This window comes from Streptomyces sp. S6, assembly GCF_054880855.1.
Genome location: NZ_JBTYMC010000001.1, coordinates 31,020 through 54,654, shown reverse-complemented (window position 1 = coordinate 54,654; position 23,635 = coordinate 31,020). Strand labels below are relative to the sequence as shown.

General features: G+C 68.0%; 20 protein-coding genes and 2 pseudogenes. 12 read left to right on the top strand and 10 right to left on the bottom strand.

From position 1 onward, the window contains the following. Nucleotides 1-52 precede the first annotated feature (52 nt). Nucleotides 53-994: a homocysteine S-methyltransferase gene (gene mmuM / locus ACVNF4_RS00235; protein ID WP_461800539.1), complete on the bottom strand. Its 942-nt coding sequence runs from the start codon at nt 992-994 to the stop codon at nt 53-55. Between the two features lie 145 nt (nt 995-1,139). On the opposite strand from mmuM, the gene ACVNF4_RS00230 reads away from it, so the two are divergent. Beyond that, nucleotides 1,140-2,528, top strand: a complete 1,389-nt coding sequence (locus ACVNF4_RS00230) for an amino acid permease (RefSeq protein ID WP_461800538.1) — start codon at nt 1,140-1,142, stop codon at nt 2,526-2,528. Nucleotides 2,529-2,656: 128 nt separating this feature from the next. Then, the gene (locus tag ACVNF4_RS00225) at nt 2,657-4,066 is read left to right on the top strand and encodes an RICIN domain-containing protein (RefSeq protein ID WP_461800537.1); all 1,410 of its coding nucleotides are present in this window, start codon (nt 2,657-2,659) and stop codon (nt 4,064-4,066) included. Nucleotides 4,067-4,073: 7 nt separating this feature from the next. Here the strand turns inward: ACVNF4_RS00225 and ACVNF4_RS00220 are convergent, their stop codons facing one another. Next, nucleotides 4,074-5,747 (bottom strand): rhamnogalacturonan lyase B N-terminal domain-containing protein, encoded by a 1,674-nt coding sequence (locus ACVNF4_RS00220; RefSeq protein WP_461800536.1) that lies wholly within the window; start codon nt 5,745-5,747, stop codon nt 4,074-4,076. Nucleotides 5,748-5,926: 179 nt separating this feature from the next. On the opposite strand from ACVNF4_RS00220, the gene ACVNF4_RS00215 reads away from it, so the two are divergent. From ACVNF4_RS00215 to ACVNF4_RS00205, 3 genes are all read left to right on the top strand, one after another. Beyond that, complete coding sequence (locus tag ACVNF4_RS00215; RefSeq protein WP_461800535.1) at nt 5,927-6,970, top strand: rhamnogalacturonan acetylesterase; 1,044 nt, start codon at nt 5,927-5,929, stop codon at nt 6,968-6,970. 238 nt (nt 6,971-7,208) lie between these two features. After that, complete coding sequence (locus ACVNF4_RS00210) at nt 7,209-8,885, top strand: DUF2264 domain-containing protein (RefSeq protein ID WP_461800534.1); 1,677 nt, start codon at nt 7,209-7,211, stop codon at nt 8,883-8,885. A gap of 87 nt (nt 8,886-8,972) precedes the next feature. After that, a complete protein-coding gene (locus ACVNF4_RS00205) occupies nt 8,973-9,341 on the top strand; it encodes a VOC family protein (protein ID WP_461800533.1) in 369 nt (122 codons plus the stop codon). A 278-nt stretch (nt 9,342-9,619) separates the two neighbouring features. Here the strand turns inward: ACVNF4_RS00205 and ACVNF4_RS00200 are convergent, their stop codons facing one another. Then, on the bottom strand, nt 9,620-9,754 hold the full coding sequence (locus ACVNF4_RS00200) for a hypothetical protein (protein ID WP_461800532.1): 135 nt from the start codon (nt 9,752-9,754) through the stop codon (nt 9,620-9,622). A gap of 480 nt (nt 9,755-10,234) precedes the next feature. On the opposite strand from ACVNF4_RS00200, the gene ACVNF4_RS00195 reads away from it, so the two are divergent. After that, the gene (locus ACVNF4_RS00195) at nt 10,235-11,635 is read left to right on the top strand and encodes an XRE family transcriptional regulator (protein WP_461800531.1); all 1,401 of its coding nucleotides are present in this window, start codon (nt 10,235-10,237) and stop codon (nt 11,633-11,635) included. On the opposite strand, the gene ACVNF4_RS00190 is transcribed toward ACVNF4_RS00195, so the two are convergent. Then, nucleotides 11,632-12,462: an alpha/beta hydrolase gene (locus ACVNF4_RS00190; protein ID WP_461800530.1), complete on the bottom strand. Its 831-nt coding sequence runs from the start codon at nt 12,460-12,462 to the stop codon at nt 11,632-11,634. The two genes, ACVNF4_RS00195 and ACVNF4_RS00190, sit on opposite strands and share 4 nt — an antisense overlap. Before the next feature lie 155 nt (nt 12,463-12,617). Next, nucleotides 12,618-13,304: a TetR/AcrR family transcriptional regulator C-terminal domain-containing protein gene (locus ACVNF4_RS00185; protein WP_461800529.1), complete on the bottom strand. Its 687-nt coding sequence runs from the start codon at nt 13,302-13,304 to the stop codon at nt 12,618-12,620. 170 nt (nt 13,305-13,474) lie between these two features. Between ACVNF4_RS00185 and ACVNF4_RS00180 the strand changes: the two genes are divergently transcribed. Beyond that, complete coding sequence (locus tag ACVNF4_RS00180; RefSeq protein WP_461800528.1) at nt 13,475-14,083, top strand: NADPH-dependent FMN reductase; 609 nt, start codon at nt 13,475-13,477, stop codon at nt 14,081-14,083. A gap of 9 nt (nt 14,084-14,092) precedes the next feature. Continuing rightward, nucleotides 14,093-15,346: pseudogene (locus ACVNF4_RS00175) on the top strand (DHA2 family efflux MFS transporter permease subunit); the annotation flags it as partial. Nucleotides 15,347-15,371: 25 nt separating this feature from the next. Here the strand turns inward: ACVNF4_RS00175 and ACVNF4_RS00170 are convergent. From ACVNF4_RS00170 to ACVNF4_RS00155, 4 genes are all read right to left on the bottom strand, one after another. Then, nucleotides 15,372-16,688, bottom strand: a complete 1,317-nt coding sequence (locus ACVNF4_RS00170) for an MFS transporter (RefSeq protein WP_461800527.1) — start codon at nt 16,686-16,688, stop codon at nt 15,372-15,374. Between the two features lie 184 nt (nt 16,689-16,872). Next, nucleotides 16,873-17,382, bottom strand: a complete 510-nt coding sequence (locus tag ACVNF4_RS00165) for a hypothetical protein (protein WP_461800526.1) — start codon at nt 17,380-17,382, stop codon at nt 16,873-16,875. After that, entirely contained in the window at nt 17,379-18,839 is a 1,461-nt protein-coding gene (locus ACVNF4_RS00160; RefSeq protein WP_461800525.1) for a hypothetical protein, read from the bottom strand. Before ACVNF4_RS00160 ends, ACVNF4_RS00165 begins: the two co-directional genes overlap by 4 nt. Before the next feature lie 57 nt (nt 18,840-18,896). Next, a complete protein-coding gene (locus ACVNF4_RS00155; protein ID WP_461800524.1) occupies nt 18,897-19,313 on the bottom strand; it encodes a hypothetical protein in 417 nt (138 codons plus the stop codon). Between the two features lie 382 nt (nt 19,314-19,695). Here ACVNF4_RS00155 and ACVNF4_RS00150 point away from each other — a divergent pair. From ACVNF4_RS00150 to ACVNF4_RS00135, 4 genes and pseudogenes are all read left to right on the top strand, one after another. Further along, a pseudogene (locus ACVNF4_RS00150) lies at nt 19,696-20,160 on the top strand (IS5/IS1182 family transposase); the annotation flags it as partial. A 50-nt stretch (nt 20,161-20,210) separates the two neighbouring features. Continuing rightward, complete coding sequence (locus ACVNF4_RS00145; protein ID WP_461800523.1) at nt 20,211-20,660, top strand: hypothetical protein; 450 nt, start codon at nt 20,211-20,213, stop codon at nt 20,658-20,660. Nucleotides 20,661-20,806: 146 nt separating this feature from the next. Further along, nucleotides 20,807-22,141: a jacalin-like lectin gene (locus ACVNF4_RS00140; protein ID WP_461800522.1), complete on the top strand. Its 1,335-nt coding sequence runs from the start codon at nt 20,807-20,809 to the stop codon at nt 22,139-22,141. A gap of 86 nt (nt 22,142-22,227) precedes the next feature. Beyond that, complete coding sequence (locus tag ACVNF4_RS00135) at nt 22,228-22,809, top strand: TetR/AcrR family transcriptional regulator (protein ID WP_461800521.1); 582 nt, start codon at nt 22,228-22,230, stop codon at nt 22,807-22,809. A 9-nt stretch (nt 22,810-22,818) separates the two neighbouring features. Here the strand turns inward: ACVNF4_RS00135 and ACVNF4_RS00130 are convergent, their stop codons facing one another. Beyond that, nucleotides 22,819-23,631 carry an ABC transporter permease gene (locus ACVNF4_RS00130; protein WP_461800520.1) on the bottom strand — a complete coding sequence of 271 codons (813 nt, stop codon included), beginning with the start codon at nt 23,629-23,631 and terminating at the stop codon, nt 22,819-22,821. Nucleotides 23,632-23,635: the final 4 nt, after the last annotated feature.

Sequence of the window (23,635 nt, the reverse complement as noted above, 5' to 3'; positions counted from 1 at the left end):
GTCCGTAAACGGTTTCCCAGCGGGAGGCTAGCAGCGCGGGAGGCAACCGCCGCTACCCCAGGGGGCGGACGGTCCCGGCGATCTCCGCGATCCCGCGCGTCCCGACCCGGCAGCACCCCCCGATCAGCCGCGCCCCGGCCGCCGCCCAGCCCTTCACCTGCTCCGGCGCGAAGGTCGAACTCCCCGTCCAGGAACGGGAGTCGGCGTCCCAGGCCTCCCCGCTGTTCGGGTACACCACGACCGGCTTGCCCGTCACCCGCGCTGCGATCTCCACCGCACCGAGGACATCCTCGGGCACACAGCAGTTGACGCCCACGGCGATCACCTCGGCCACGTCCGCCGCGAGCGCGAACGCCTCCTCCAGCGGCTGTCCGGCACGGGTCCGCTCACCGGCGACGCTGTACGACAGCCAGGCGGGGACGCCGAGTCGAGGCACCAGCCCGAGCAGCGCCTCGGCCTCGTCGGTGTCCGGGATCGTCTCCAGGGCGAGGACGTCGGGGCGGGCGGCGGCGAGCACCTCCAGGCGGGGCCGGTGGAAGGCCGCCAGCTCGGCCACGCTCAGCCCGTACCGGCCCCGGTACTCCGAGCCGTCCGCGAGCATCGCGCCGTACGGGCCGACCGAGGCCGCCGTCCACAGCGGGCGGACCGCCCCGCCCGCCCGCGACCTGCGGATCGCCTGCCGACCCAACTCCACGCTGGAGGCGATGAGTTCGGCGGCCCGGTCGTGGTCGAGGCCGCGCTTGGCGAACCCCTCGAAGGTCGCCTGGTAGCTCGCCGTGATCGCGACGTCCGCGCCCGCCGCGAAGTACTGGAAGTGCGCCTCGGCGACCGCCTCCGGCTCCTCGGCCAGCAGCCGCGCCGACCACAGCTCGTCACTCAGGTCGTGCCCTTGGGCCTCCAGCCGGTTGGACATGCCGCCGTCGAGGAGGACCACCCGGTCGGCCAGGACGTCGGCGAGCGGCGGGGCGGAGGGCACAGGAGCGAGGTGCGTCATGCGACGACGCTAGCCGACGAGGGCGGGGACAGGCGGAGTATGTCCAGTGTGTGAACAGATCGACCACGATGTGGGATACGGGGATACGATCACGCCCCCGCGTCCTGAAACCGCTCTCAGGAACCCCTCTCACGGGAGCAGCACGATGACCACCCCTGAAACAGCCCCGGCGTCCCCCCGGCGCGGATTCGGCCTCACCGCCGCCACCGCCCTCGTCATGGGCAACATCATCGGCGGCGGCATCTTCGCGCTGCCCTCCGCCGTCGCCCCCTACGGCACGCTCAGCATCCTCGCCTTCGCCGTCCTGTCCGTCGCGGCCGTGCTCCTCGCCCTGCTCTTCGGCAAGCTGGCCAAGCGCAGCCCCGTCACGGGCGGCCTCTACGTCTACCCGCGCGACGCGTTCGGCCCGTTCGCCGGGTTCCTGTCCGCCTGGTCGTACTGGACGATGTGCTGGGTCAGCATCGCCGCGCTCGCCGTCGCCGTCGTCGGCTACGTCGACGTCCTGATACCGCTGCACGGCAACCACGCGCTCGAAGGGCTCGTCGCGCTGCTCGCGCTGTGGCTGCCGGCCGCCGCGAACTTCGCGGGGACGCGGTGGGTGGGGACGGTGCAGATCGTGTCGACGGTCCTCAAGTTCGTGCCGCTGCTGCTCGTCGCGACGATCGGGCTGTTCTTCGTCGACACCGACAACTTCGGGCCGTTCAACGCGACCGGCGACAGCGTGCCGGGCGCGCTCGCCGCTGCCGCCGCGCTGCTGCTGTACAGCTTCCTCGGGGTGGAGTCGGCGGCCGTCAGCGCGGGGGAGGTCGACGACCCCGGGCGCAATGTCGGGCGGGCGAGCGTCCTGGGCACACTGGCCTCCGCGCTCGTCTACATCCTCGGCACCGTCGCCGTCTTCGGGCTCGTCCCGCACGCTCAACTGGTCAAGTCCGGGGCGCCGTTCGCCGACGCGGTCAACTCGATCACCGGCGGGACGTGGGGCGGCACCGCCATCGCGCTCGTCGCCGTCGCGTCGATCGTCGGGTGCCTCAACGGGTGGATCCTCCTCGCCGCCCAGATGCCGTACGCCGCCGCGCTGGACGGGTTGTTCCCCAAGCCGTTCGCCAAGGTCGGCAAGGGGGGCGTGCCCGGGTTCGGGGTGTGGGCCGTCGCCGTGCTCGGTACCGCTCTGATCGGGCTCAACTACACGGCCGGGCCCGACACGACGTTCCGTGTGCTCGTGCTCATCACGACGTTCACCGGCTGCGTGCCGTATCTCCTGTCCGCGGCAGCGCAGTTGTACTGGCTGGCCCGGGGGACCCGGGAGCGGGTGCGGGCGGCCGGGCTCGTGCGGGACGTGCTGGTCGCCGGGCTGTCGTTCGGGTTCTCGTTCTGGCTGATCGCGGGGGCGGGGTATGCGGCCGTGTACCAGGGGGTGTTGTTCCTGTTCGCGGGGATTCCGGTGTACGTGTGGTTGAGGGGGCGCCAGGAAGGGGTGGAGGTGGGGGTGGAGGTACCCGAAAATCAGGGTCGAAATCTTTCGGAAAAAGTTTGAGAAAACGGTTTCTCGCAAGTCGCGTACGACCCGTTGACCTCGCTGTAACACGCCCTTACCTTTTCGCCGTTCGGAATGTCACATTCAGTTCGAGGTGTCGAACGCCGTTCGTGAGGAGAGTGCGTGAGATGAGACGGGTGTACGCGATCCTGATCGCCCTCTGTACGGCACTGGCGGGCGCCCTGGCCGTGGCGGGCCCCGCCCAGGCCGCGCCTCAGACGCTCGCCAACGGCCTCCAGTTCACCGACACTTCGGGCAACGGGGTGCACGCCCACGGTGGGGGCGTCATCAAAGTCGGCGCCTACTACTACTGGTTCGGTGAGGACCGCAACGCCGACAACACGTTCCGCTCGGTGGACGCCTACCGCTCCACCGACCTGAAGACGTGGGAGTTCAGGAACCGGGTCCTCACCCAGTCCAGCGCCTCGGAACTCGGCACGGCGTACATCGAGCGCCCGAAGGTGATCTACAACGCGTCCACCGGCAAGTTCGTGATGTGGATGCACAAGGAGAACGGCGTCGACTACGGCGAGGCCCGCGCTGCGGTCGCCGTCTCCGACACGGTCGACGGCGCCTACAGCTACCAGGGCAGTTTCCGCCCCCTCGGCCTGCACATGTCCCGTGACATCACGACGTTCGTCGACACGGACGGCACCGGCTACATGATCTCGGCGGCGAACGAGAACTACGACCTCCAGATCTACAAGCTGACGGCCGACTACACCGCGATCGACAGCCTCGTCGCCAACCCGTGGCCGGGCGGCCACCGCGAGGCCCCGGCCCTCTTCAAGCGGGGCGGCGTCTATTTCATGCTGACTTCGGGAGCCACCGGCTGGAGCCCCAACCAGCAGCAGTACGCCACCGCCACGAACCTCGCCGGCCCCTGGTCCGCGATGACGAACGTCGGCGACTCCACCGCGTACGGCTCGCAGACCGCGTACGTCCTGCCCGTCCAGGGGACTTCGGGCACCTCGTACCTCTACATGGGCGACCGCTGGGGCAACTCCTTCGGCGGCAAGGTCAACGACTCCCGTTACGTGTGGCTGCCGTTGACCTTCCCGAGCAGCACCTCCCTGTCGATGTCGTGGTCCCCGGAGATCACCGTGGACACGGCCGCCGGAACCGTCACCGGTGTCAGCGCCACCTACAACACCCTCGTCGCGAGGCACAGTTCGAAGTGCGCGGACGTCCCGAACCAGTCCCTCACGGCGGGCGTCGCCCTCAACCAGTACACCTGCAACAGCGGCGGCAACCAGAAGTGGTGGTTCAAGGACCTCGGCACCGGCTACTACCAACTGATCGGCCGCCAGAGCTCGTTGTGCCTCCAGGAGAACGCGAGCAGCGTCACCCAGGAGAACTGCGGCAGCGCGAGCACCCAGCAGTGGAGCCTCACCGCCTCCGGCGGCTACTGGCAGATCAAGGCCCGCGCCACCGGCGAATGCCTCGACGTGAACGGCGCGTCCACCGCCAACTCCGCCACGATCATCACGTACACGTGCAGCGGAGCGACCAACCAGCAGTGGACGCGCGGCACCTGACCTCTCGTCAGGCAAGCAGGTCGATCGCGTCGACCGACGTCCCCGCACTGAGATAGGACGTCGTCCCCGAACCGCTCACGACGTTGATCCGCAGCGTGTTGTACCGGCCGGTGTCGGTGAGCCAGGCACTGGCCGGGACGCTGTAGGTGAACGTGTGGTTGTTGCCCCGGTAGGACCCGTTGGTCAGCGACCGGGTGCTCGGCTGCGCGGGCGGGGACGGGATGGCCGACGTCCAGGCGTCGTTGACGACGATCTGCGGCCGGCCGTTCGCGTACGCCGTCGTCACCCCGATCCGCAGCGTGTGCGCGGCGGCGGCCTGCGCGGCGGTGAGTTTGAAGTACACCAGGATTCCGCTGTTGACGTCCTTCCACAGATAGGCCGGGAAACTCGACGTCTCACTCCCGCTGCCGATCACGACGTTCCCCGTCCAGGCGGCGGCGCGGACGTCGGACGGGTGCGCGTACGTCATCAGGTCGGCGTTCTTGAACCCGCTCGGCGTACCGTTCCAGTCCCCGATCCGCCAGATCGCGCTCGCGTTGGAGGGGTCGTTGGAGGACGGGATCGCGAGGGAGTTCAGGGTCGTCGTCCCGCCGGCGGTGACGTTCACCGACGTGGTGAGGACGGCGAGTTCACCCTTGAACACCGTCAGCGTGTACGTCCCCGGCAGGACTCCGGCGATGGAGAAGAAACCGTCCGAGGAGCGCGCCGAACCCCAGTACTGGGCCGACGGGTTGGCCAGCCCGACGGTGTAACTGTGCGCTGTGTCCCGGCCGGTGATGCCGACGCCCGCGACCCGGCCCCGGCCGCTCGCCGGGACGTACCCGGAGATGCCGAGCGAGTCCGCCCAGGGTGTCGTCAGCGTGCCCGGATACAGCGCGGAGGAGGGGGCGCCGCCGTCCGTGAGGGCGATGACGTACGGGCCCTGGAGTCCGAAGCGCTCGTTCTCCGTCTGGTTCTGGGCGTAGTGCAGGATCTCGTACAACCCGCCGCCGTCCGCGCTCTGGTGGCGCAGCAGGGAGCGGTAGAAGGGGCCGCCGGACGCCTTCTCGTGGTCGGAGCGGACGATCCACAGGCCGACGCCGTTCGCACTCCAGCCGACGTGGGTGTAGTCGATGACCCGAAGCTTCGAGTAGTGCTTGGAGCGGGTCTGGCCGTCGGACTTGCGGAACACGTCCGACGCCTCGATGGTGGTCGGCGCGTAAGTGTAGGAATCCGGCTGGTCGTTGAGGAACAGGCCCGCCTTGACACGCAGGATGAAGCGGGTCGAGGCGACCGACGTGTCCGCGCGGTTGGTCCACAGGTAGACGTTGTTCTCGCCGCTGCGGGCCGCGTAGTAGTGCCTGAGCGTGCCGTGGGCGACCGAGACGAGGATCGTCGAACCGGACTGCTTGATCGTCACGGTCGAGGAGCCGAGCCCCGACTCGATGTGGGAGTTCTTGCCGCCGTAGCCCTGGTACTCGACGCCCTTGTAGACCAGCGAGGTGAGATCGCCGTCGGACTTGCCGACCTTGAAGACCAGGTTCGCGCCGGTGTCCACCACGTAGTTGGACCCGTCGTCGCGCCAACCGAAGCCCGCCGCCGAGGCGTTGGGGGAGAGGGGGCCCGCGAACGCGGCGGTACCGGCCGCTGCGGTGGTGCCGATGACGAAGGCGCGGCGGCCGACGCCTGAGGGTTCGGACATGGGGGAGCCTCCTTGAGGGGGATGCCGATGCAGAGTGCCAGTTGAATCGATTTCGCGAAAGGGCTTTCGCTTGCATGAGGTTGGCAATCATGTGAAATGGGCCCAGGGTCTAGAAAGCGCTTGCGAGAGCGGGTACGGTCCTGCCGCCAGGCCCAGTCGCACCCATGGAGGAACAGCGAGTGAGACGTTTCAACGTCGCCGTGCTGACGGCCCTGACCCTGAGCATCGCCCTGTCCGCCGCCCCGGCCCAGGCCCGTCCGCGAGCCGCTCCGTTCGGCCTGGCCAACTGCACCGCCACCGCCTGCCACTTCGACGTCCCGCCCGGCACGTACGACGTGAAGGTGCTCCTCGGCGGTGACGCGGCGTCCGCCACGAGCGTCACCGGCGAGACCCGCCGCTCCCTCCTCCCGGAGACGACGGTCCCGGCGGGCGAGCGTGCCGCCCGCAGCTTCACGGTCGACGTCCGTACGCCGGAAGGCGAACCGACCGGCCCTGACGGCAGCCCCGGCCTCGACCTCGCCCTCGGCGGCGCCCGCCCCGCCCTCGCCGGCATCCGGGTCACCCCTGCCCGGCACGCCCAACGGCTCTTCCTCGTCGGCGACTCCACGGTCTGCGACCAGCCCGGCGACCCCTACTCCGGCTGGGGCCAACAGCTCCCGCAGTTCCTGCGCAAGGGCCTGTCCGTCGCCAACTACGCGGATTCCGGAGAGAGTACGGTCACGTATCTGGCGAACCCTCAACTCTGGGCCACCGTCCGGCCGTTGATCCGCCCCGGTGACCTCGTCCTCATCCAGCTCGCGCACAACGACAAGACGACCGACGAGGTGACGTACCGCGCGAACCTGGAGACCCTCGTCGAGGGCGTCCGTGAGCGGCGGGGACGGCCCGTTCTCGTCACCCCCGTCGTGCGGCGCTGGTTCAACGCCGACGGCTCGTTGAACAACGGCACCGCACTCATCGTCAACGGCCTCGGTGTCGACCATCCGGCGGTGATCCGCTCGGTCGCGGCGGACTCCGGGGTGCCGTTGATCGACCTCACCGCGAAGACGAAGGCGCTCGTCGAGGGGTTGGGGGTGGAGGGGTCCAAGGGGATCTATCTGTACAACGAGAAGCGGGACAACACGCACACGTCCGTGCATGGGGCGGGCGTGTACGCGGAACTCGTACGGGACGAGCTTGTTGCGCAGGGGCTGATACCGGAGGGTCTGGTGAGGATGGAGTGATCGCTTCGGGGGAATGAGCTTTTACAGGCCCCTGGGGCGTCCCGACCGGAACCGGGGCGCCCCAGGTTCATGACGAGCTGGTGGTGGCCTGCGGCAACTCGGTTGGTGGGCGGCTCGGTTACTCGGCGCGTCGGCAACTTGGCCGACGGGTGGCTCGGTTACTCGGCGCTTCGGCAACTCGGGTGCCCGGCGAGTCAGTTGCTCGATATCTCGGCATCTCGGTTTAAGGAACCCGCACATGCACCTCCCCCCGCCCGACCTCACCCTCAGCCCGGCCACCGGCTACACCCGCGCCCACTGGGAGCGCGCCGCCGACACCCTCCTCGCCGCGACCGAGCCGTACGCCACCCCGGACCGCGCGCTCTACCACTTCCCCGGCGACCACGAGAGCTGGTCGGGCCGCCTCTCCGACGGCCTCGAAGGGTACGCCCGCACCCTGCTGCTGGCCGCGTTCCGCCGCGACGAGACGGCACTCGATCGGTACGCGGACGGCCTCGCGGCAGGCACGGCAGGGGTGTGGCCGGCGATCGAGGACCGCAGCCAGCCCCTCGTCGAGGCAGCCTCGATCGCCCTCGCCCTCCGCCTGACCCGCCCTCTCCTGTGGGACCGCCTCGACGACGGCGTCCAACAGCGCGCCGCCGCCTGGCTCTCCGCCGCGCTCACAGCCGAACCCTGGCCCTGCAACTGGGAGTTGTTCCCCGTCACGGTCGGCGGCTTCCTGGAGTCCATCGGCCACGAACCGGAAGCCGCCCGCCGAGCCGTCGACCGGGGCCTGGAACGCATCGAGCAGTGGTACGTGGCCGACGGCTGGTACACCGACGGCGACGGCCGCAAGTTCGACTACTACAACGGCTGGGCCATGCACCTCTACCCGGTCCTGCACGCCTGGCTCGCCGACGACCCCACCCTCCTCGACCTCTACGCCGGCCGCCTGGAACGCCATCTCACCGACTACGCCCGCCTGTTCGGCGCGGACGGCGCCCCCCTCCACCAGGGCCGCTCCCTCACGTACCGCTTCGCGACGACGGCCCCGCTCTGGCTGGGCGCCCTCACCGGCCGCACCCCACTGCCCCCCGGCGAGACCCGCCGGCTGGCCTCGGGCGCCCTCAAATACTTCCTGGACCGCGAGGCACTGACCCCGGACGGCCTCCTCACCCTGGGCTGGCACGGCCCCAACCCCTCAGTCCTGCAAGGCTATTCGGGCCCAGCTTCCCCCTACTGGGCTAGCAAGGCATTCCTCGGCCTCCTCCTCCCCTCGGACCACGAGGTCTGGACAGCCCCGGAATCCCCGTCCCCGGTGGAACGCGAGGACGCCGTGACCGTGCTGCCCGCCCCCAACTGGCTCCTGCAATCGACGACTTCGGACGGTATCGTCCGCCTCCACAACCACGGCAGCGAAGACACCCGCTACGACCCCCACTACACGCGCCTCGCCTACTCGACGGTGACAACACCCTCGCCCTTGTACGACAACAGCGTCGTGATCGGCGACGACGCCACCCGCACGAACATCACCCCCCTCGGCACCGGCCCCGACTGGATCGCCTCCCACCACACCACCGCCACCGGCGCCCGCGTCACCAGCGTCCTGCTCGCCCAAGGCGCCCTGGAAGTCCGCGCGTTCCTCATCTCCGACGCCACCCCCGACACCCCCGTCCACCTCACCGGCTGGCCCGCCCCGCCGGCCACCCGCTCCGACCTCACCCTCCTCAAAGGCACCCGAACCGGCCCCGCCCCCACCCTCTTCCTCGCCCTCGCCCGGCTCACCGGTGACCTGGACGCCGGGGAGTTGAGCGACGGGGTGAGCGTCGAGGCGCACGGGGAGGGGGAGTTCGTGGTGCTGTGGGCCGACGGGGGTGTGCGGAGGGTGCGGATCGGGGTGGGGGAGGTGAGTGTCGAGAGCCGCACGGTGTGAGGCTTCAGCCGGTGGACCGGAACCGGTCGCCGATATGCCCAGGGATAATCCCTGGCAGCCCATGGGGAGTTGAACAAGGATCTCCCCATGACCTCACTCATCCGCCACACCACGATCGACTCCCACGACGCCTACGCCCTCGCGACCTTCTGGTCCCAGGTCCTCGACCAGCCCCTCCACGAGGACGACGAACCCGGCGACCCCGAGGTCCTCCTCGAAGGCGCGGGCGTCCTCTTCGTCACCGTCCCCGAGGCCAAGTCCCTCAAGAACCGCGTCCACTTCGACCTCCAGCCGCAGGACCGCACGCGCGACGAGGAGGTCGAGCGCCTGCTCGCTCTCGGCGCAACCCTCGCCGCCGACCACCGCAGGCCGGACGGAACCGGGTGGGCGACACTTCAGGATCCGGAGGGGAACGAGTTCTGTGTGGAGCGGAGTGCGGCTGAGCGGGTGGGGTGAGGGATGGTGACGTTGGGGGTGGCGCGGCTCATGCGGCGCGGTAGGCCCGCAGGAACGCCGTCACACCCCCGTGCAGCAGCGCCGGGCCCGCGGGTCAGATCGGCAGGTCCCACCCGGGGCCGTTCTCGGTCCCGAACCAGACTCGCTGACCGGCGGTCGAGACCGTGATCCCGGATTTCTCCCGGTGAGGTTCGTCGGCGGCCTGCCGGCGTTGCACGGCCCGTTCCCCCCAGCCCCACAGGCGGACGGAACCACGCTGGACCCCGGTTCACCCACCGTCAGGATCGGATGTCGAGGACGCCGCCGCACTCGGCCCGCCAGTCCGTCAACGGCGCCGTGTCGGCCTCTTCCGTGCCGTCCAGGAGCTGGACGAGCTGAGGCTCGCCGAGGGCGCGAACGCGTACGTCGGGCACACTTCACGCGGTCACCTCGTTGCGGGCCTTGCGCGGCCGTTGCTGCGGGCAGAAGCAGGTGAAATGCCGGTAGTCGGGGGTCGCCGGTCCGTTCGAGATGTGATCATCGGCGAGACGCACGACCCGAGTTCCCCAGCCGATCAGGGACTTGCAGCCGGCGCAGGCGTGCCCGCGAGGAGCGTAGGTCGAGTACGCGACGGGTGCGGCTCGGACAACCCTTCGGCGTCGTTCACTCGGGCTTGTACTGCTGCCCATTGTCCTCAACCCCCTGATGGTTGGTGGCCACGCCCCCGGACGTTCGCCCGTCGCGGGGTTTTGCCGTCTGAAGAGCTTCAACCGAATCAGGGGCATCGGGGAACGACCAACGGGGAACCCCACAAGCCCATTTGGGGAACCCCGTTTCAACTCGTTTGGGGTTCCCCGTTGGAGTCCCGAAGCTACGCTGGGCGTAGATCACTTCGGTTCCTGTTAGGTGGCGACATGGAAGACCGCGCGACTCAGCGGAGCGGATATCTGCTGACGATCCCTGACGCACTCCTCAACAGCGATGCCTTGCGGCAAGCCTGTGCCGCCCGGAACTTCCAAGAGATCTTCCGGCTTGTCAATCGCCGTACAGGATCAAGCCATGCTGTGATGGCGGCGGCTGTCGGCAAGATGACCAGCTCACGCGTCAGCGACATCATCCGTGGGGTAAGGGGCATCCGGGGGCGCGAAGTCATTGAGCGTGTGGCAGATGGATTTGGGATTCCAGGGGAAATGCTCGACCTGCCAAGACGCCCTTGGGAGGATTCTCCGGAAAACATTGACGTTACCGCTGATGCTTCCGCCGGCGTCGAGATCGGAAGCGCACCAGCCGACCCGACCATGGACCACGAGGTTATGAGTCCGTTCGATCGCCGAACCCTTCTCAGACGAGGAATCGTTGCAGCCACCTTGACAGGGGCTGACCTTGAAGAATTTCAACACGTTGCCGCGGCAATGGAAGATGCACGCCGGTATCTCGACAGTTCAATGGTTGAAGTCTTCCGCAGGAAACTCGAAACGGCCAAGCGCGACGACGGCGCGCTTGGTGCACGGAAAGTCATGCCACTGGTTCTCGGCTTGCTCGGAGCCATCGAGCAGAGGGCACGGGATGCCAAGCCCGGAGTGCGGCGGGAATTGCTGTCGGTCGCCGCAGATGGTGCGGAGTTCGCTGGATGGCTGTACCGCGATATTCATCAACCGGGCGTTGCTGTTTTCTGGTACGACCGGGCCATGGAGTGGGCTCAAGAAGCTGATGATCCTGCCATGCAGGGATATGTACTGCTCAAAAAATCTCAGATGGCGTATGACCGTGGTGACGCCGTGCGAATTTTGACGCTGGCGCAAGCAGGTCGGCATGAACGATGGCAACTTCCCATCCGCGTAAGGGCGGAGTTGCTACAACAGGAAGCATTGGGATGCGCCATGCTCGGTGAACCATTTTCCTTGGTTGAGCAGAAGCTCGGTGAGGCCCATGAGTTACTTTCTCGTGCTCCTGACGCCGAAGCGGGCGATCTCGGCGCTTACTTCAACGAAGATACGTTGTTGCTTCGGAACGCGGTGAGTTATACCGAGGCCGGCAAGCCGAGGATGGCGTCCGAGCTATTTGGAAGGATCATTGAGGCTGGGACACTCTCTCGGCGTGACGTGGGATTTTTCAATGCCAGAAGGTCGGCTGCATTGGCGTTGAGTGGCGAACCAGATGAAGCGGCACGCATTGGTGCTGCCTCGGCGAAGGTGGCCCAGGAAGTGAAGTCAGAGCGCACCATGCGAGTACTGGGCGAAGTTTCACAAACTCTAAATCGCTGGCGCAGTCGACCGGCGATTAGGGAATTTCGGGATCAAATCCGAGTGGCCTAACCCTGCGGGAAATCAGAATTCAGCCAGTCACTCACGGTTCGGATCACGAAAGCCTGCCATTCTTGGCTCTGTGGGTCTAGATATTGGGGATCATCGTGTACGGCGAAACCGTGCTGTGATCCCTCGATTTCGATGAGTTCGCAAGGGGCGCGGAAATGTTGCACAGCGGACCGTGAAAAGTCGATAGGGACAAACGTGTCAGCGGTACCGTGCACAATAAGCGTCGGGGCCTGTACGTCACCCAGTGCATCCTTTGGGTGAAGCCAGAAAACCTCATTGAGCAGAGGTCGCCCATGCCGCAATGTCGGCGTGAACTGGATAAACCCTTGCTCGGTAAGTTGCTGTGCTGCTTCTTCGCTGATCGAATCATCGGTCCAGTAGGAGCGTGTATCGATGGTGCGCCACTTGTAGTCCAGCTGGGGATTAAAAAGCACTAGTCGAGAAAGATCTCCTGGACGCTTGGCGGCGTAATAGGAACAGACGCCGCCCGCGAAGCTGGCCCCCAGTAGTGAGATTTCGCGAGCAGTTGTAGCTTTCCGTAGATAGGTAACGGCAACACGAATATCGTTGAGAATCGTAGTGAGCGTCAGATCTTCTTGCTGGCCCTCGCTTTCGCCGTGGCCACGCATATCGAAACGAAGAGAGGCCACACCGGTTTCGGCCATCTCGGCAGCCAATCGTGTAAAGAACCCCCCTTCTTCGCGAGTGACACCCCCACCATGTACGAGCACAACAGCGCGCGAAGCTGGTGTGTCGGGACTCACGAGCGTGCCGGCCAGTTGTAGGCCGTCAAGCGTCCGAAGCGTCACGATGTCAGCTGTAGGCATGGCGCGAGCCTAGTCCTGGCGCGCTGGACAGACGAGACCGCTCCAAAACCTCTGGAGCGGTGCGTTCGGAGACCTGGAGGGGAACGAGTTCTGTGTGGAGCGGAGTGCGGCCGAACGGGTCGGGTGAGGGTGGCTGACGTCCGGGGTGCCCCGGATCACGCGGCGCGATAGGCCCGCAGAAACGCCGCCACACCCCCCCGCAGCACCCGCCCCGTCTCCCCCTCCGGCAGTGGCAGGACGCCGTAGTGGGTGCGGAGGGTGAGGGTCTGGGTGGTGAGGGCGATGAAGTGGGCGCCCGCGAGGGCGGGGTCGGCGTGGGTGTTGAGGAGACCCGCGTCGTCGAGGTGGCGGATCGCTTCCGTGAGGGCGGCGGTGACGGGAGCGGGGCCCGCCTCCTGCCAGGACTTCAGGACGTCGGACGGGACGTGGTCGGCCTCGGCGTGGATGTGGCGGACGAGGGCGAAGTGGTCGGCGTACCGGGTGAGGAGGTCGGCGAATCCCTCGGCCAGGGCGAGGAGGTCGCGCTCCAGGTTGTCGGGGTGCGGAGGGCGGCCGGGTGGCAACACCGAGTTCAGGCAGGCCAGTTGGGCGTCCTTCACCTCGGCCGACGTCCAGGTGACGACCGTCCGGAACAGCTCGGCCTTGCCGCCGGGGAAGTGGTTGTAGAGCGTGCGCGTCGAGATGCCGGCCGCCGCCGCGATCGCGTCGATCGAGGCGCGCGTGTAGCCCTCGCGGCCGAAGACTGTGCAGGCGGCGCCCGCCATCGCGGCCCACTTCTGGACCTTGCGGGGTGAGTGGTCAGCCAGGGCGGCCTGCCATCGGGCGTCGTTGGTCGTGCCCACGCGGTCACCTCGTCCTTTCACCGGTTCCGTGTCCCGACAAGCGTCGCACTTCCGGGGGCTCGCACGCCCACTTGAACAACGAGCGTTGTAATAATTGCAACGCCCGTTGTACTTTGCTGGATGTGAACCCGCCCCGGCCGTCGGACCGGGGCACGGACAGGGAGACACCCATGCCTGTAGCAACCGATCCCACAACTCCACTGCGTGTCGCCGTGATCGTCGGCAGCGTCCGCGAGGGCCGTCAGGGACGTGCCGTCACGGACTGGTTCCTGCGCGTCGCAACCGCTTACGACGGTCTCGAACCGGACGTCGTCGACCTCGCGGACATCGACCTGCCGATGGTGATGCCGGGCTGGGGTTCGGAGGCGAGTCCCACCGCGCGCGCCGCACTGGCCGACGTGTACCCGCGCCTGGCCGCCGCCGACGCGTTCGTCGTCGTCACCCCCGAGTACAACCACAGCTTCCCGGCGTCGCTGAAGAACTTCGTCGACTGGACCGGACAGCAGTGGCAGGCCAAGCCCGTCGGCTTCGTCTCCTACGGCGGGCTCGCCGGCGGTGTCCGTGCGGTGGAGCAACTCCGGCAGATCGTCGCCGAGTTGCACGGCATGAGCGTGCGGGACGCGGTCAGCCTGCACGGCCCGTGGTCCGGGCTCGGGGAGGACGGGAACCCGCGCGACAGCGCCGTCTGCGAAGGCGCGGCCAAGGGGATGCTCGGGCAACTGACCTGGTGGGGACGGGTGTTGCAGTCCGCGCGCGCCGAACAGCCCTACCAGGGCTGAGGGGTGGGGATGGCCACCGACATGACGCGGACGACGGCCCTCAACCGCACGCTCGGCGTCGTCATTGTCGGCTCACTCATGGTCGTCCTCGACGGGACGATCGTCATCGTTGCCCTGCCGAGCCTGTCGGCCGCGTTCCACGCCTCGCTGGAGACGATCCAGTGGACGCTCACCGGGTACACGCTCGCGCTGGCCGCCGTGATCCCGACGGCGGCGTGGGTGATGGCCCGGCTGGGTGCCAAGCGCGCCTATCTGCTGGCGCTCGCCCTGTTCACCGGGGGTTCGGTGCTCGCCGCGTTCTCCTGGAACGCCGGTGCGCTGATCGCCTTCCGGGCCGTCCAGGGACTCGGGGGCGGGCTGTTGATGCCGGTCGGCATGACGATGGCGCTCGCGCTGGCCGACCGGGAGAGGTTCGGGCGGACGATGGCGCTGGTCGGGCTGCCCGTCCTGATCGGCCCGGTGTCCGGACCCGTGCTCGGCGGCTGGCTCGTCGACGCCGCGTCCTGGCGCTGGATCTTCCTGGTCAACCTCCCGGTCGGCGTACTGGCCCTCGGCCTCGCCGCACGGCTCCTGACCCCCGACGCGCCGCGGGCCGACAAAGTCCCTCAACTCGACGTTCGTGGACTGGTGTTGCTGCCACCGGGTCTTGCGCTGCTGCTGTACGGGCTCGCCCGGGGTGGGGAGCGCGGGGAGTTCACCTCGACCGGGGTGCTGGTGCCCGCGCTCGTCGGCGTCGTCCTCGTCGCGGCTTTCGTGCGGCACTCCTTGACGTTCCGTCAACCTCTGCTGGATCTACGGCTGTTGGGTGACCGGACGTTCGCCCGAGGGATCGGGACGCTCGCGTTGTTCGCCTGCGGGTACTTCGGGTCGGCGCTGCTCGGGCCCATGTACTGGCAGGGGGTGCGGGGTTGGAGCGCCACCGAGACCGGGTTGCTGGGGGTGCCGGTGGGGTTCGCGATCGGGGGGACGATGCAGATCGCGGCGCGGATCGTCGACAAGGTGTCGCCTCGGATGCTGATCTGCTGCGGGGCGGGGATGGCGTCGGTGGGGATGGCGGCCACCGGGGTGCAGATGGGTGAGGCGGGGGTGGCCGCCTGGCGGGTCACCGCCTCGCTGATGGTGATGGGCGTCGGGGTCGGGATGGTGATCATGCCGACGATGACCATCGCGAGCCGGGAGTTGCCGAAAGAACGGATGGGGGCGGCGAGTACGGCGCTCACCATCAACCAGCAGGTGTCGGCCTCCGTAGGAACCGCTTTCTTCTCCGTTCTGCTGGGCTCCGTGGGGGTCAGCGCGGCGGGGTTCCGGACGGTGTTTCTGGTGGCGGCGGCGCTGACTGCGGTTGCGGTGATTCCGGCGCTGGGGTTGCCGGGACGGCGAGTCGGCTCCTCGCGTGACCGTGGCCTGCGCGTCGGATCGGGGTGAACAGGGCGGCGACGGCGATGAGCAGGAGGCACACTCCGGCCGTCGCCGCGACCGGTGTCGTGCCGTGGTGCTCGGCCGTCCAGGTCAGGACGGCCGCGCCGATCGGGGCGACGGAGTACTGGATGGTCCAGAAGGCGGAGGTCACCCGGCCCAGGAGGTGCTCGGGGGTCACCTCTTGGCGCAGGGACATCGAGCAGGTGCCGCCGACGGCGACGGAGGCGAGGAACAGGGCGGTCAGGAAGGCGACTTGGGGGACGTTGCCGGCTCGGCCGAGCCCGGCGACCGCCAGGCCGCACATCACGACCGAGGCCGTCCACACCGGCCCGAAGCCGAGGCGCCTGCGCAGCCGGGCGACCAGGAGCGACCCGGTCACCGTTCCCAGTGCGCCGACCGCCATCACGGCGCCGACCGTGCCGTCGTTATGACCCAAGTCGTGCTTGAGGTGGTAGATCAGCAGGTCGACGAGGCCGAGGGTGAAGAAACTGAACAGGAACAGCAGGGCGGTGAGGGACCGCAGCACCGGATGCCCGTACAGAAAGCCGACCCCCGTCTTCAACTCCCGCCACACGCCCGGCCGTTCCCCGCTCTCCTGGAGCGGACTGCGCACCCGTACGGCGACGAGGCAGGCCGCCGACACACCGAAGCTGGCCGCGTCCACGCCGATGGCCGACGCCGGCCCCGTCCACGCCGCCACCGCTCCCGCACCGAGCGGCCCCAGCACCCCGGCTGCCGCCGCCGTCGCGTTCAGCTTGCCGTTGGCCTCGGTGAGACGCGTCGTCCCGACGAGTCCGCGCACGACCGTGACGTAACCGACCGCGAAGAGCATCCCGACGGCCTCGCACACCGGCAACACCACGTACAGCAACCAGATTTGGGGTTCCACGAGCCAGACCACGGGAATCACGCCGTACAGGACCATACGGGCCAGGTCGCAGCCGATGAGCAGCTTCCGCCGGTCGACCCTGTCGACGACCGTCCCCGCGAAGACCGCCGAGACCACCAGCGCCACACCGCCGGCGGCCGTCAGCAGACCCATGCTCGCGATCGAACCGGTGGCCTCCAGTACCAGGAGCGGAAGGGCGATCAGAGCGAAGGAGTCACCCAGCACGGAGAGGGTCTGGGCCAGCCAGAAGACTGAGAAGTCCCGTTGTTTCCAGAGGGGGCGGGCTGTCGGTTCCATTCGGCCGACTTTAGGACGCGGTCCGGGGTGCCGGACGCGTCGGGGTGGGTGTCATCGGTGTCTCAGGTGTGGCACGGCCGGGATCTGGAGATCCTCGCGAAGCGGTACGACTGCATCGGCATCGTACGAGTCGGCAACATCCTTGGCCCGGCGGCTGCGCCATCGCTCGATGCCGTCGTGCCGATCAGAACGCCTGCAAGTAGACCCTCGACCGGTTGCTCTTGAGCGGCTCCACGAACATCTCGATCCACTGCACCTTGGCGCGTCGATGATCATTCACGCACGGGGGGCACACTCCGACCCAGCCGACTCCGCCAGCCTTTTCCGGGTCGGCGAGCCCGAGATGTTCGAACAGATCGTCCGGCATCGAGCTGAATGGTCCTTTTGTGCTCAAGGGTTCTTCGGAACGGAGATCCTTGGCGAGTGTCTTCGCCGTGTCCCGGGAGGTGACGAAAGACAGGATGTAGACGTCCTCCTGCGGGTTGAGCTGCACAGCGCCCTTCACCTGGGTCGCGCCGTCCGGGACGGACACGTGCATGAAGGACGCGGCTTCAGGAGCGCCCGCCTTTTTGTCCCATTGAGAGGTACGCCCGCCGCTCACGCGGGTGTCGTTCGCGTCCGAGCCGGAACATGCGGTGAGGAGGAGGGCGCCGGCCAGTGCCCCGGCAAGGCAGGCGGCGATCTTGATTTTCATCGGTTCTCCTCGTCACCGCGTGACACGTCGCCGCGCGTTCCCTCGCGCCCGGAGTGGCCCGGGGCGACCGTGGAAGTCCCGCTGCTGTCCAGGTCGTGGCTGTGGATGGTACTGCTTCCGCTCATGTCGTACTCGCGCGCGAAGCCGACCTTGTGCAGATGTGCCATGTCCTTGTCAGCGATGACGATGCCTCCGGGGAACTCGGTTGTCTTGCCCGCATCCCAGTTGTAGCGGTCCCAGACATTGACCTGGTAGTCGAGCGTCACCTTGGGCTTTCCGTGCTCGCCAGGGGTCACGGTGACCATGCCCGAAACGTTCTGCTGGTGCCCGCCGACCGCGTGGAACCAGTTCCCCTCCTTGAAGTAGCCACCGATCGCCTTGCTCTCCACGGGGACCACCACTGCCTTGTCGCCGCCCGCCTTCTCGAAGGCGTCGAGGGCTGTCGTCCGCCACGCCGCGCTGTTCTTGTCGATGTGGTTCTGCGCGATCTGGGTCCGGAAGTCGGAGTCATCATGGAGCATGCGGTTCACGTCCAGGTTCAGACGTTCGCCGGACTTCCCGAGGTAGTGCTCCATGTTGCGCGACGCGTCGATCTCCCCCTTCACGTCGCCGCCGGCGGCGATTCCCTGCGCTACTGACAGCATCCAGAGATCATGGCCGGAGGGATTCTCCGTGTCGAAGCCGCCCGCGCCTTCGTCCGCCTGGTGCCATTTGTACAGCGGACTCATGATCCCCGCCTCGCGTAGTTCGTTCCCCTTCTCCTGCAACAAGATCCCGCGCGTGACCGGGTCGAGACCGCGCCACCACTCGGCGACATGCCCTTTGTCCTTGGGCATGTGCTGCGCTTTCGCAGTCTCCGCGAGCGACGGGTAGGGGTTGGATGCCGCCGCCTCACGATTGAACCCACCGACCGTGCCGTCCAGGAGGTCCTTGTCCTGGATCACGGCGGCGAGGGCGATCTTGAAGCCTTCATCGGCGTCGTTCACTGCCTTCACGGTGGTGTCGAGCTGTTCGCTCCACCCGCAGGCCGCCGTGCGGGCGCTCTCTTGGTATTCAGGATCGTGGACGAAGACGACGTACTCGGAGTGGTCGAGCTTGGACGTGTCGAAGGCGACGGCACCTTGCTCCGATATCTTCATGCCGGCCTTCATGGCGTCTTCCCGGATGCCTTCGATTTTCTTCCGCAGACGGCTGAACTCGGCGTACGCCTCGCGCAGCAACTTTGCGACGGCCTTCGCCTCGCGCTGCGCCCCCTGGTACTCCTTGAGCGTCACGTCGAAGCGCGCGGAGCCGGCGTTCGCGCTGACGCCCACCCACGTGTCGCCCAGGGAGATGCCGTGGACTTCCTTCTTGTACGTCCCCGAGTGCTTGTCGAAGTCCTTGCCCATGGCGTCCCAGTCATCGGCTGCCGTCGACAGCTTCGACAAATCGGCGCCCATGATCTCGTAGTACGTCACCACTGGTGTACTCCTGCTACAGGTTGACAGTCCGGCCGGTGCGGACAGGCGGTGTGGTCAGAATGAGTCGAGCGAGGAGGACTTCCGGATACCCAACTCCACGCTCGTGTCGGTGTTCTGGAAGATCGTGTTCGTCGCGCGTAGCGCGGCCTTATCCGAGCCGAGACGGTTCATCAGTGTCGTGAGCTGGTCGTTCCACGTCTTGCGCGCGGTTTTCAAGGCGGGCCCTGTGAGCCAACCCTCGAACTCCCTGGCGGCTGCGTCCGTGCTTTCTTGCGCCTGAATGCCGTCCTCACGGGTATCCGGCTCCAAGTACTTCTCGATCGCCTCGGCCGCCTTCGTCTTCTGCGTAGGGCTCGATGCGAGGTTCTTGTTGCGGGACGGCACGCCTCCGCCGCCGTCGAGCGGGGCCAGATGATTCAGGCGCATCTGCGTTGACGCCGTGGCGCCTGACGGCTCGTTGCTATGGGTCACGATGCCTCCCCCGAGTGTGATCACTGTTCGTTACCTTACGAGAGACGCTCTTGGGGCGGCAAAGGACTCTGTGAAGGGGCGACATTGGCTGAGATGGCCCCCCTCCTGGCCGCGTCATGCCCGAAGCCGGCGCATGGTTTCCCCCGCGTGTCCCCATGTTGCAGACAGAGGAGCGTCGGGGAGTCGCAGGGGAGTGCGAGTCGCCAAAACCCGCAGGTCAAAGCGTTTCAGGCGGTCAATCCCCAGCTCACTGCTCCCCGGTAGGGGCTAAGAGAGCCTGGTAGTAGGTGTGTTGGGGATCGATCTGGTGCCTCAGATGCAGAGCGGGTACGAGCCGGGGTGATCATGGAATTCTCTACGCTCAGTAATCACCGGAGGGCCCGTGGCTGTCCTGCGATCATGCCTGTTCGAACCCCCGTGGGACCAGTTATCGGCCCTGCTGCCCGAGCACGTGATATCCGCGCTGGTACACGGCTCCGGCTATGAGTGCATCGCCACCCTCCCCGCTGCTCCGACCGCACTGGCCGACGCCACGTCAGGCACTGGGCCCAGTTCGGCATGGCGTAGCAGGTCCACGCCCTGGCCCCGGAGGCGTACGGCCGCATGATCGGCCCGGAGCTTGCCGAACTGTCCGTGGACGGCTGCGTCACCAGGGCCCCGTGCGGCGGGGAGACCGCCGGGCGCTCCCCGGTGGACCGGTACCGTCTCCGCCGGGGCCAACCGCCATGACTCGCCCCTGCTCGTTCCCGCCCTCGGAGCCGTCGAGGACCAGGTCGACGTGAGCCTCGATCGCGGCTACGGCGGTGACAAGAACCGCCGCGCGCTTGCGGAGTCGGGCTTCGCCGGCGGGAAATTCAGGTTGCGCGGGTGGGAGCGGTTGCGGGCAGCATGACCCGCATGAGCTCTTCTTCCGGCCGCCCGATACCGCCTGGCGAGCACCCCGAGTGGGATGCCGCGCTCGAACTCGTCAACCGTGACCTTGAGGCGCTGCTGCCGGGGCGGGGGCCGTTGCGGCTGTGGGGGATGCCCTCGTGGGACGAAGAGGAGAGCGAGTGGGTGTATGTGGTGATGCCGGACGGGACCTGGCAGGGGAACCAACTGGAGCGAAACGCAGGGGTGTTGGAGGTTGCGGACGCCGCACAGGAGACGGTCGTCGAGCGGCTGTGGGAGGTGTGGCCGGTGTGCGACACGCATCGGCTCGGGATGCACCCCCGGGACGAGGAGGGGCGGGACGTGTGGTGGTGCGCGGGGGAGGGTGGTCATGTCCAGGGAGCCGTGGGGGAGTTGACGCCCGTCCATCGGCCACGGGCGGAGCGCCGTAAAGAGCGGAAACGTCGCAAGTCTTAGCAACCGCTTGCTCACAATTTCCCGGCGGTTCGCCCCTTGCCCTTGTGCGTCACACCGGTCGCCTCCAACCTGAGCATTGCTCAACTCTCTTTACGCTTCCCTTCCCTCTCCTTTTCGCTCCCTTTTCGACCGGAGACACCCCCACCATGAGACGCATCATCGGCCCCCTCGCGGCAGCCACGCTCGGTCTCGCCGGGCTGACCGCGACCTCGGCGGCGCCCGCGCAGGCGGCAGTCGCGCAGGCGGCCACCTCGGGCACGTTCAACGTCCTGACGTACAACGTCGCGGGCCTGCCGGAGCCCCTGAGTTCGAGCAAGCCGGCGACCAACACCCCGCTGATCTCGCCCCGGTTGGGGGCGTACGACATCGTGAACGTCCAGGAGGACTTCAACTACCACGCGGCGCTGTACGCGAACGACGACCACGCGTACCGGACGCCGACGAGCGGCGGAGTGCCGTTCGGGGACGGCCTCAACACGCTCTCCGACCTGCCCTTCGAGGACTTCGAGCGGGTCAAGTGGGGCAAGTGCACGGGCACCAACTGCCTGACGCCGAAGGGCTTCTCGCTGGCCCGGGTGCGGATCGCCGAGGGTGTCTTCGTGGACCTGTACAACGTCCACACCAACGCGGACGACTCCGAGGACGCGCTCGCCGCGCGGCGGGCCAACGTCACGCAGCTCTCCGACTTCATCCGGGCGAACTCGGCGGGCAACGCGGTGATCGTGATGGGTGACACGAACACGCGCTACACCCGCAGCGGCGACAACATCAGGACGCTGACCTCGGCGAACGGCCTCACCGACGCGTGGGTGCAACTGGTCAAGGGCGGGACGGCGCCGACGCAGGGCGCGGACGCGCTGGTGTGCCCGACGAGCGCGCCGCCGCAGACCTGCGAGGTCGTCGACAAGGTCCTGTACCGGGGCAGCGAGCTGGTGAAACTCTCGGCAACCCGTTACAGCAACGACTGGGCGAAGTTCCTCGACTCGGCGGGCGGCAACCTCTCCGACCACTTCCCGCACACGGTCGACTTCTCCTACACCCTCAACTCCTCCCTGCGCGCCAGCGACTTCATCGGCGGCCCGCACGGCACGGCCTTCAACGACGCCGACGACCTCCCCTCGGCCCCCGCGCCCCGCACCCTCACCCTGCGCGGCGCCTCCCGCCTCGACGCGGTCTCCCTGACCCTGTCGAACGGCACCACCCTCACCCACGGGGGCACCGGCGGCACCGCCACCTCCCTCACCCTCGCGGCGGGCGAGCACCTCACCTCCGTCAAGCTGACGCAGGGTCAGAAAGACGGCCGTACCCGGATCTTCTCGGCCGCGTTCGGCACCGACAAGGGACGTTCGCTGTCCGCCGGGACGGCGACCTCGGACACCCGCACCTTCACCGCGCCGGCCGGCTGGCAGATCGCCGGGTTCACCGGGCGCTCGGGTGACGAGGTCGACAAGCTGGGCGTGATCTACGCGCCGATCGGCTGACCGGCGGTCACACCGACGATGAGCCACCCGGCGTCACCTTCCTAAGTATCCTAGGATCCCCCCTAGGACACGGACGGAGGTGGCGCATGGCGCGTGCGGGAATCACGGTGGACCGGCTCGTCGCAGCCGCCGCCGAGCTGGCCGACGAGGTGGGGTTCGAGAACGTCACCCTCTCCGCGCTGGCCCGGCGGTTCGGCGTGAAGGACGCGAGCCTCTACTCGCACGTCAAGAACCTCCAGGAGCTGCGCACCCGGCTCGCCTTCCTGGCGGGCGCCGAGCAGATCGACCTCATCGCGGCGGCCGTCGCGGGCCGGGCCGGGAAGGACGCGCTGGTCGCCTTCGCCGGCGCCTACCGCGAGTACGCCCTGCGCCACCCCGGCCGGTACGCCGCCACCCAGATCCGCATCGACCAGGCCCTCGTCGCCGAGGCCCCCGCCCTGCGCCGGACCGCCGACATCACCTACGGCATGCTCCGCGCGTACGGCCTCGACGAACCCGATCTCACCGACGCCGTACGCCTGTTGAGGAGCACCTTCCACGGCTACTGCGTCCTGGAGGCGGCCGGCGGATTCGGCGCCTCCCGGGGCGTCCAGGAGTCGTGGGAGCGGGCGGTGGACGCGCTGCACTCGGCGCTCGTCAACTGGCCCCGCGCGTCCGGCGATTCGTGAGTCCCCCGCTCAGCCGTTCACCCCGCTGTAGTGCCGCAGACTCCACCGCCACAACACCCGCGTCCCCAGATACGCGAGCAACCCGAACACCGGCGAAGCCGCCGCCAGCCAGTACGGGACGACCGTCCCGTGGCCGTGACCGGTCAGCACCGCCGCCGGGAAGTACGCGACGAACGCGAGCGGAAGGCCGTACGTCAGCAGCCCCCCGACCGCCTTGGGCAGCACGTTGAGCGGATAGCTGCCGAACGTGCCGAGCAGCTCCTCCAGCCACCGCCCCCAGTAGTCGGCGGCCGGAAAGCGCAGGGAGGCGCAGGCGACCAGCGTGAACAGGGCCGCCTCCAGAAGCATTCCGCCGAGGACAGCGGCGATCAGGTAGCCGACTCGGGTGACATCCCAGTCGAGTTGGCTCCGGCTCAGCGCCCCCACCATCAGCCCCACCGCGACCGTCAGGTCACCGATCGCGTTGGTCGGGAAGTACTCCAACTGCACCTGGCGGTAGACGGGAAGGGGCCGCAGCAGATACGCGTCGATCTTCCCCTCCTGGATGAACCGCCCGAGCCCGTGCACCCGCCCGAGGAACAGGACGAACAACCCGTGGGCCAGCATCCGGATCGCGGGGATCATGAGCACGTCCCGGCTGTCCCAGCCACCCATCCCGCTGAACCGGGTCAACAGGACCGTCGCGAACACGATGACCGACACCTGCCAGACCGCGCCGATCGCGATCATCAGCAGGAACTCGGCCCGATACTCCAGCTGCGCACGGAAGTTGAGGCGCGTGACACGCCAGATGATCCGCGTCGCCTTCACCACGGAACCCATGCGG

Coding starts and splice junctions, on each gene's coding strand:
- mmuM (WP_461800539.1), bottom strand. CDS start 994: ATGACGCACCTCGCTCCTGTGCCCTCCGCCCCGCCGCTCGCCGACGTC.
- ACVNF4_RS00230 (WP_461800538.1), top strand. CDS start 1,140: ATGACCACCCCTGAAACAGCCCCGGCGTCCCCCCGGCGCGGATTCGGC.
- ACVNF4_RS00225 (WP_461800537.1), top strand. CDS start 2,657: ATGAGACGGGTGTACGCGATCCTGATCGCCCTCTGTACGGCACTGGCG.
- ACVNF4_RS00220 (WP_461800536.1), bottom strand. CDS start 5,747: ATGTCCGAACCCTCAGGCGTCGGCCGCCGCGCCTTCGTCATCGGCACC.
- ACVNF4_RS00210 (WP_461800534.1), top strand. CDS start 7,209: ATGCACCTCCCCCCGCCCGACCTCACCCTCAGCCCGGCCACCGGCTAC.
- ACVNF4_RS00205 (WP_461800533.1), top strand. CDS start 8,973: ATGACCTCACTCATCCGCCACACCACGATCGACTCCCACGACGCCTAC.
- ACVNF4_RS00195 (WP_461800531.1), top strand. CDS start 10,235: ATGGAAGACCGCGCGACTCAGCGGAGCGGATATCTGCTGACGATCCCT.
- ACVNF4_RS00190 (WP_461800530.1), bottom strand. CDS start 12,462: ATGCCTACAGCTGACATCGTGACGCTTCGGACGCTTGACGGCCTACAA.
- ACVNF4_RS00180 (WP_461800528.1), top strand. CDS start 13,475: ATGCCTGTAGCAACCGATCCCACAACTCCACTGCGTGTCGCCGTGATC.
- ACVNF4_RS00170 (WP_461800527.1), bottom strand. CDS start 16,688: ATGGAACCGACAGCCCGCCCCCTCTGGAAACAACGGGACTTCTCAGTC.
- ACVNF4_RS00165 (WP_461800526.1), bottom strand. CDS start 17,382: ATGAAAATCAAGATCGCCGCCTGCCTTGCCGGGGCACTGGCCGGCGCC.
- ACVNF4_RS00145 (WP_461800523.1), top strand. CDS start 20,211: ATGAGCTCTTCTTCCGGCCGCCCGATACCGCCTGGCGAGCACCCCGAG.
- ACVNF4_RS00140 (WP_461800522.1), top strand. CDS start 20,807: ATGAGACGCATCATCGGCCCCCTCGCGGCAGCCACGCTCGGTCTCGCC.
- ACVNF4_RS00135 (WP_461800521.1), top strand. CDS start 22,228: ATGGCGCGTGCGGGAATCACGGTGGACCGGCTCGTCGCAGCCGCCGCC.
- ACVNF4_RS00130 (WP_461800520.1), bottom strand. CDS start 23,631: ATGGGTTCCGTGGTGAAGGCGACGCGGATCATCTGGCGTGTCACGCGC.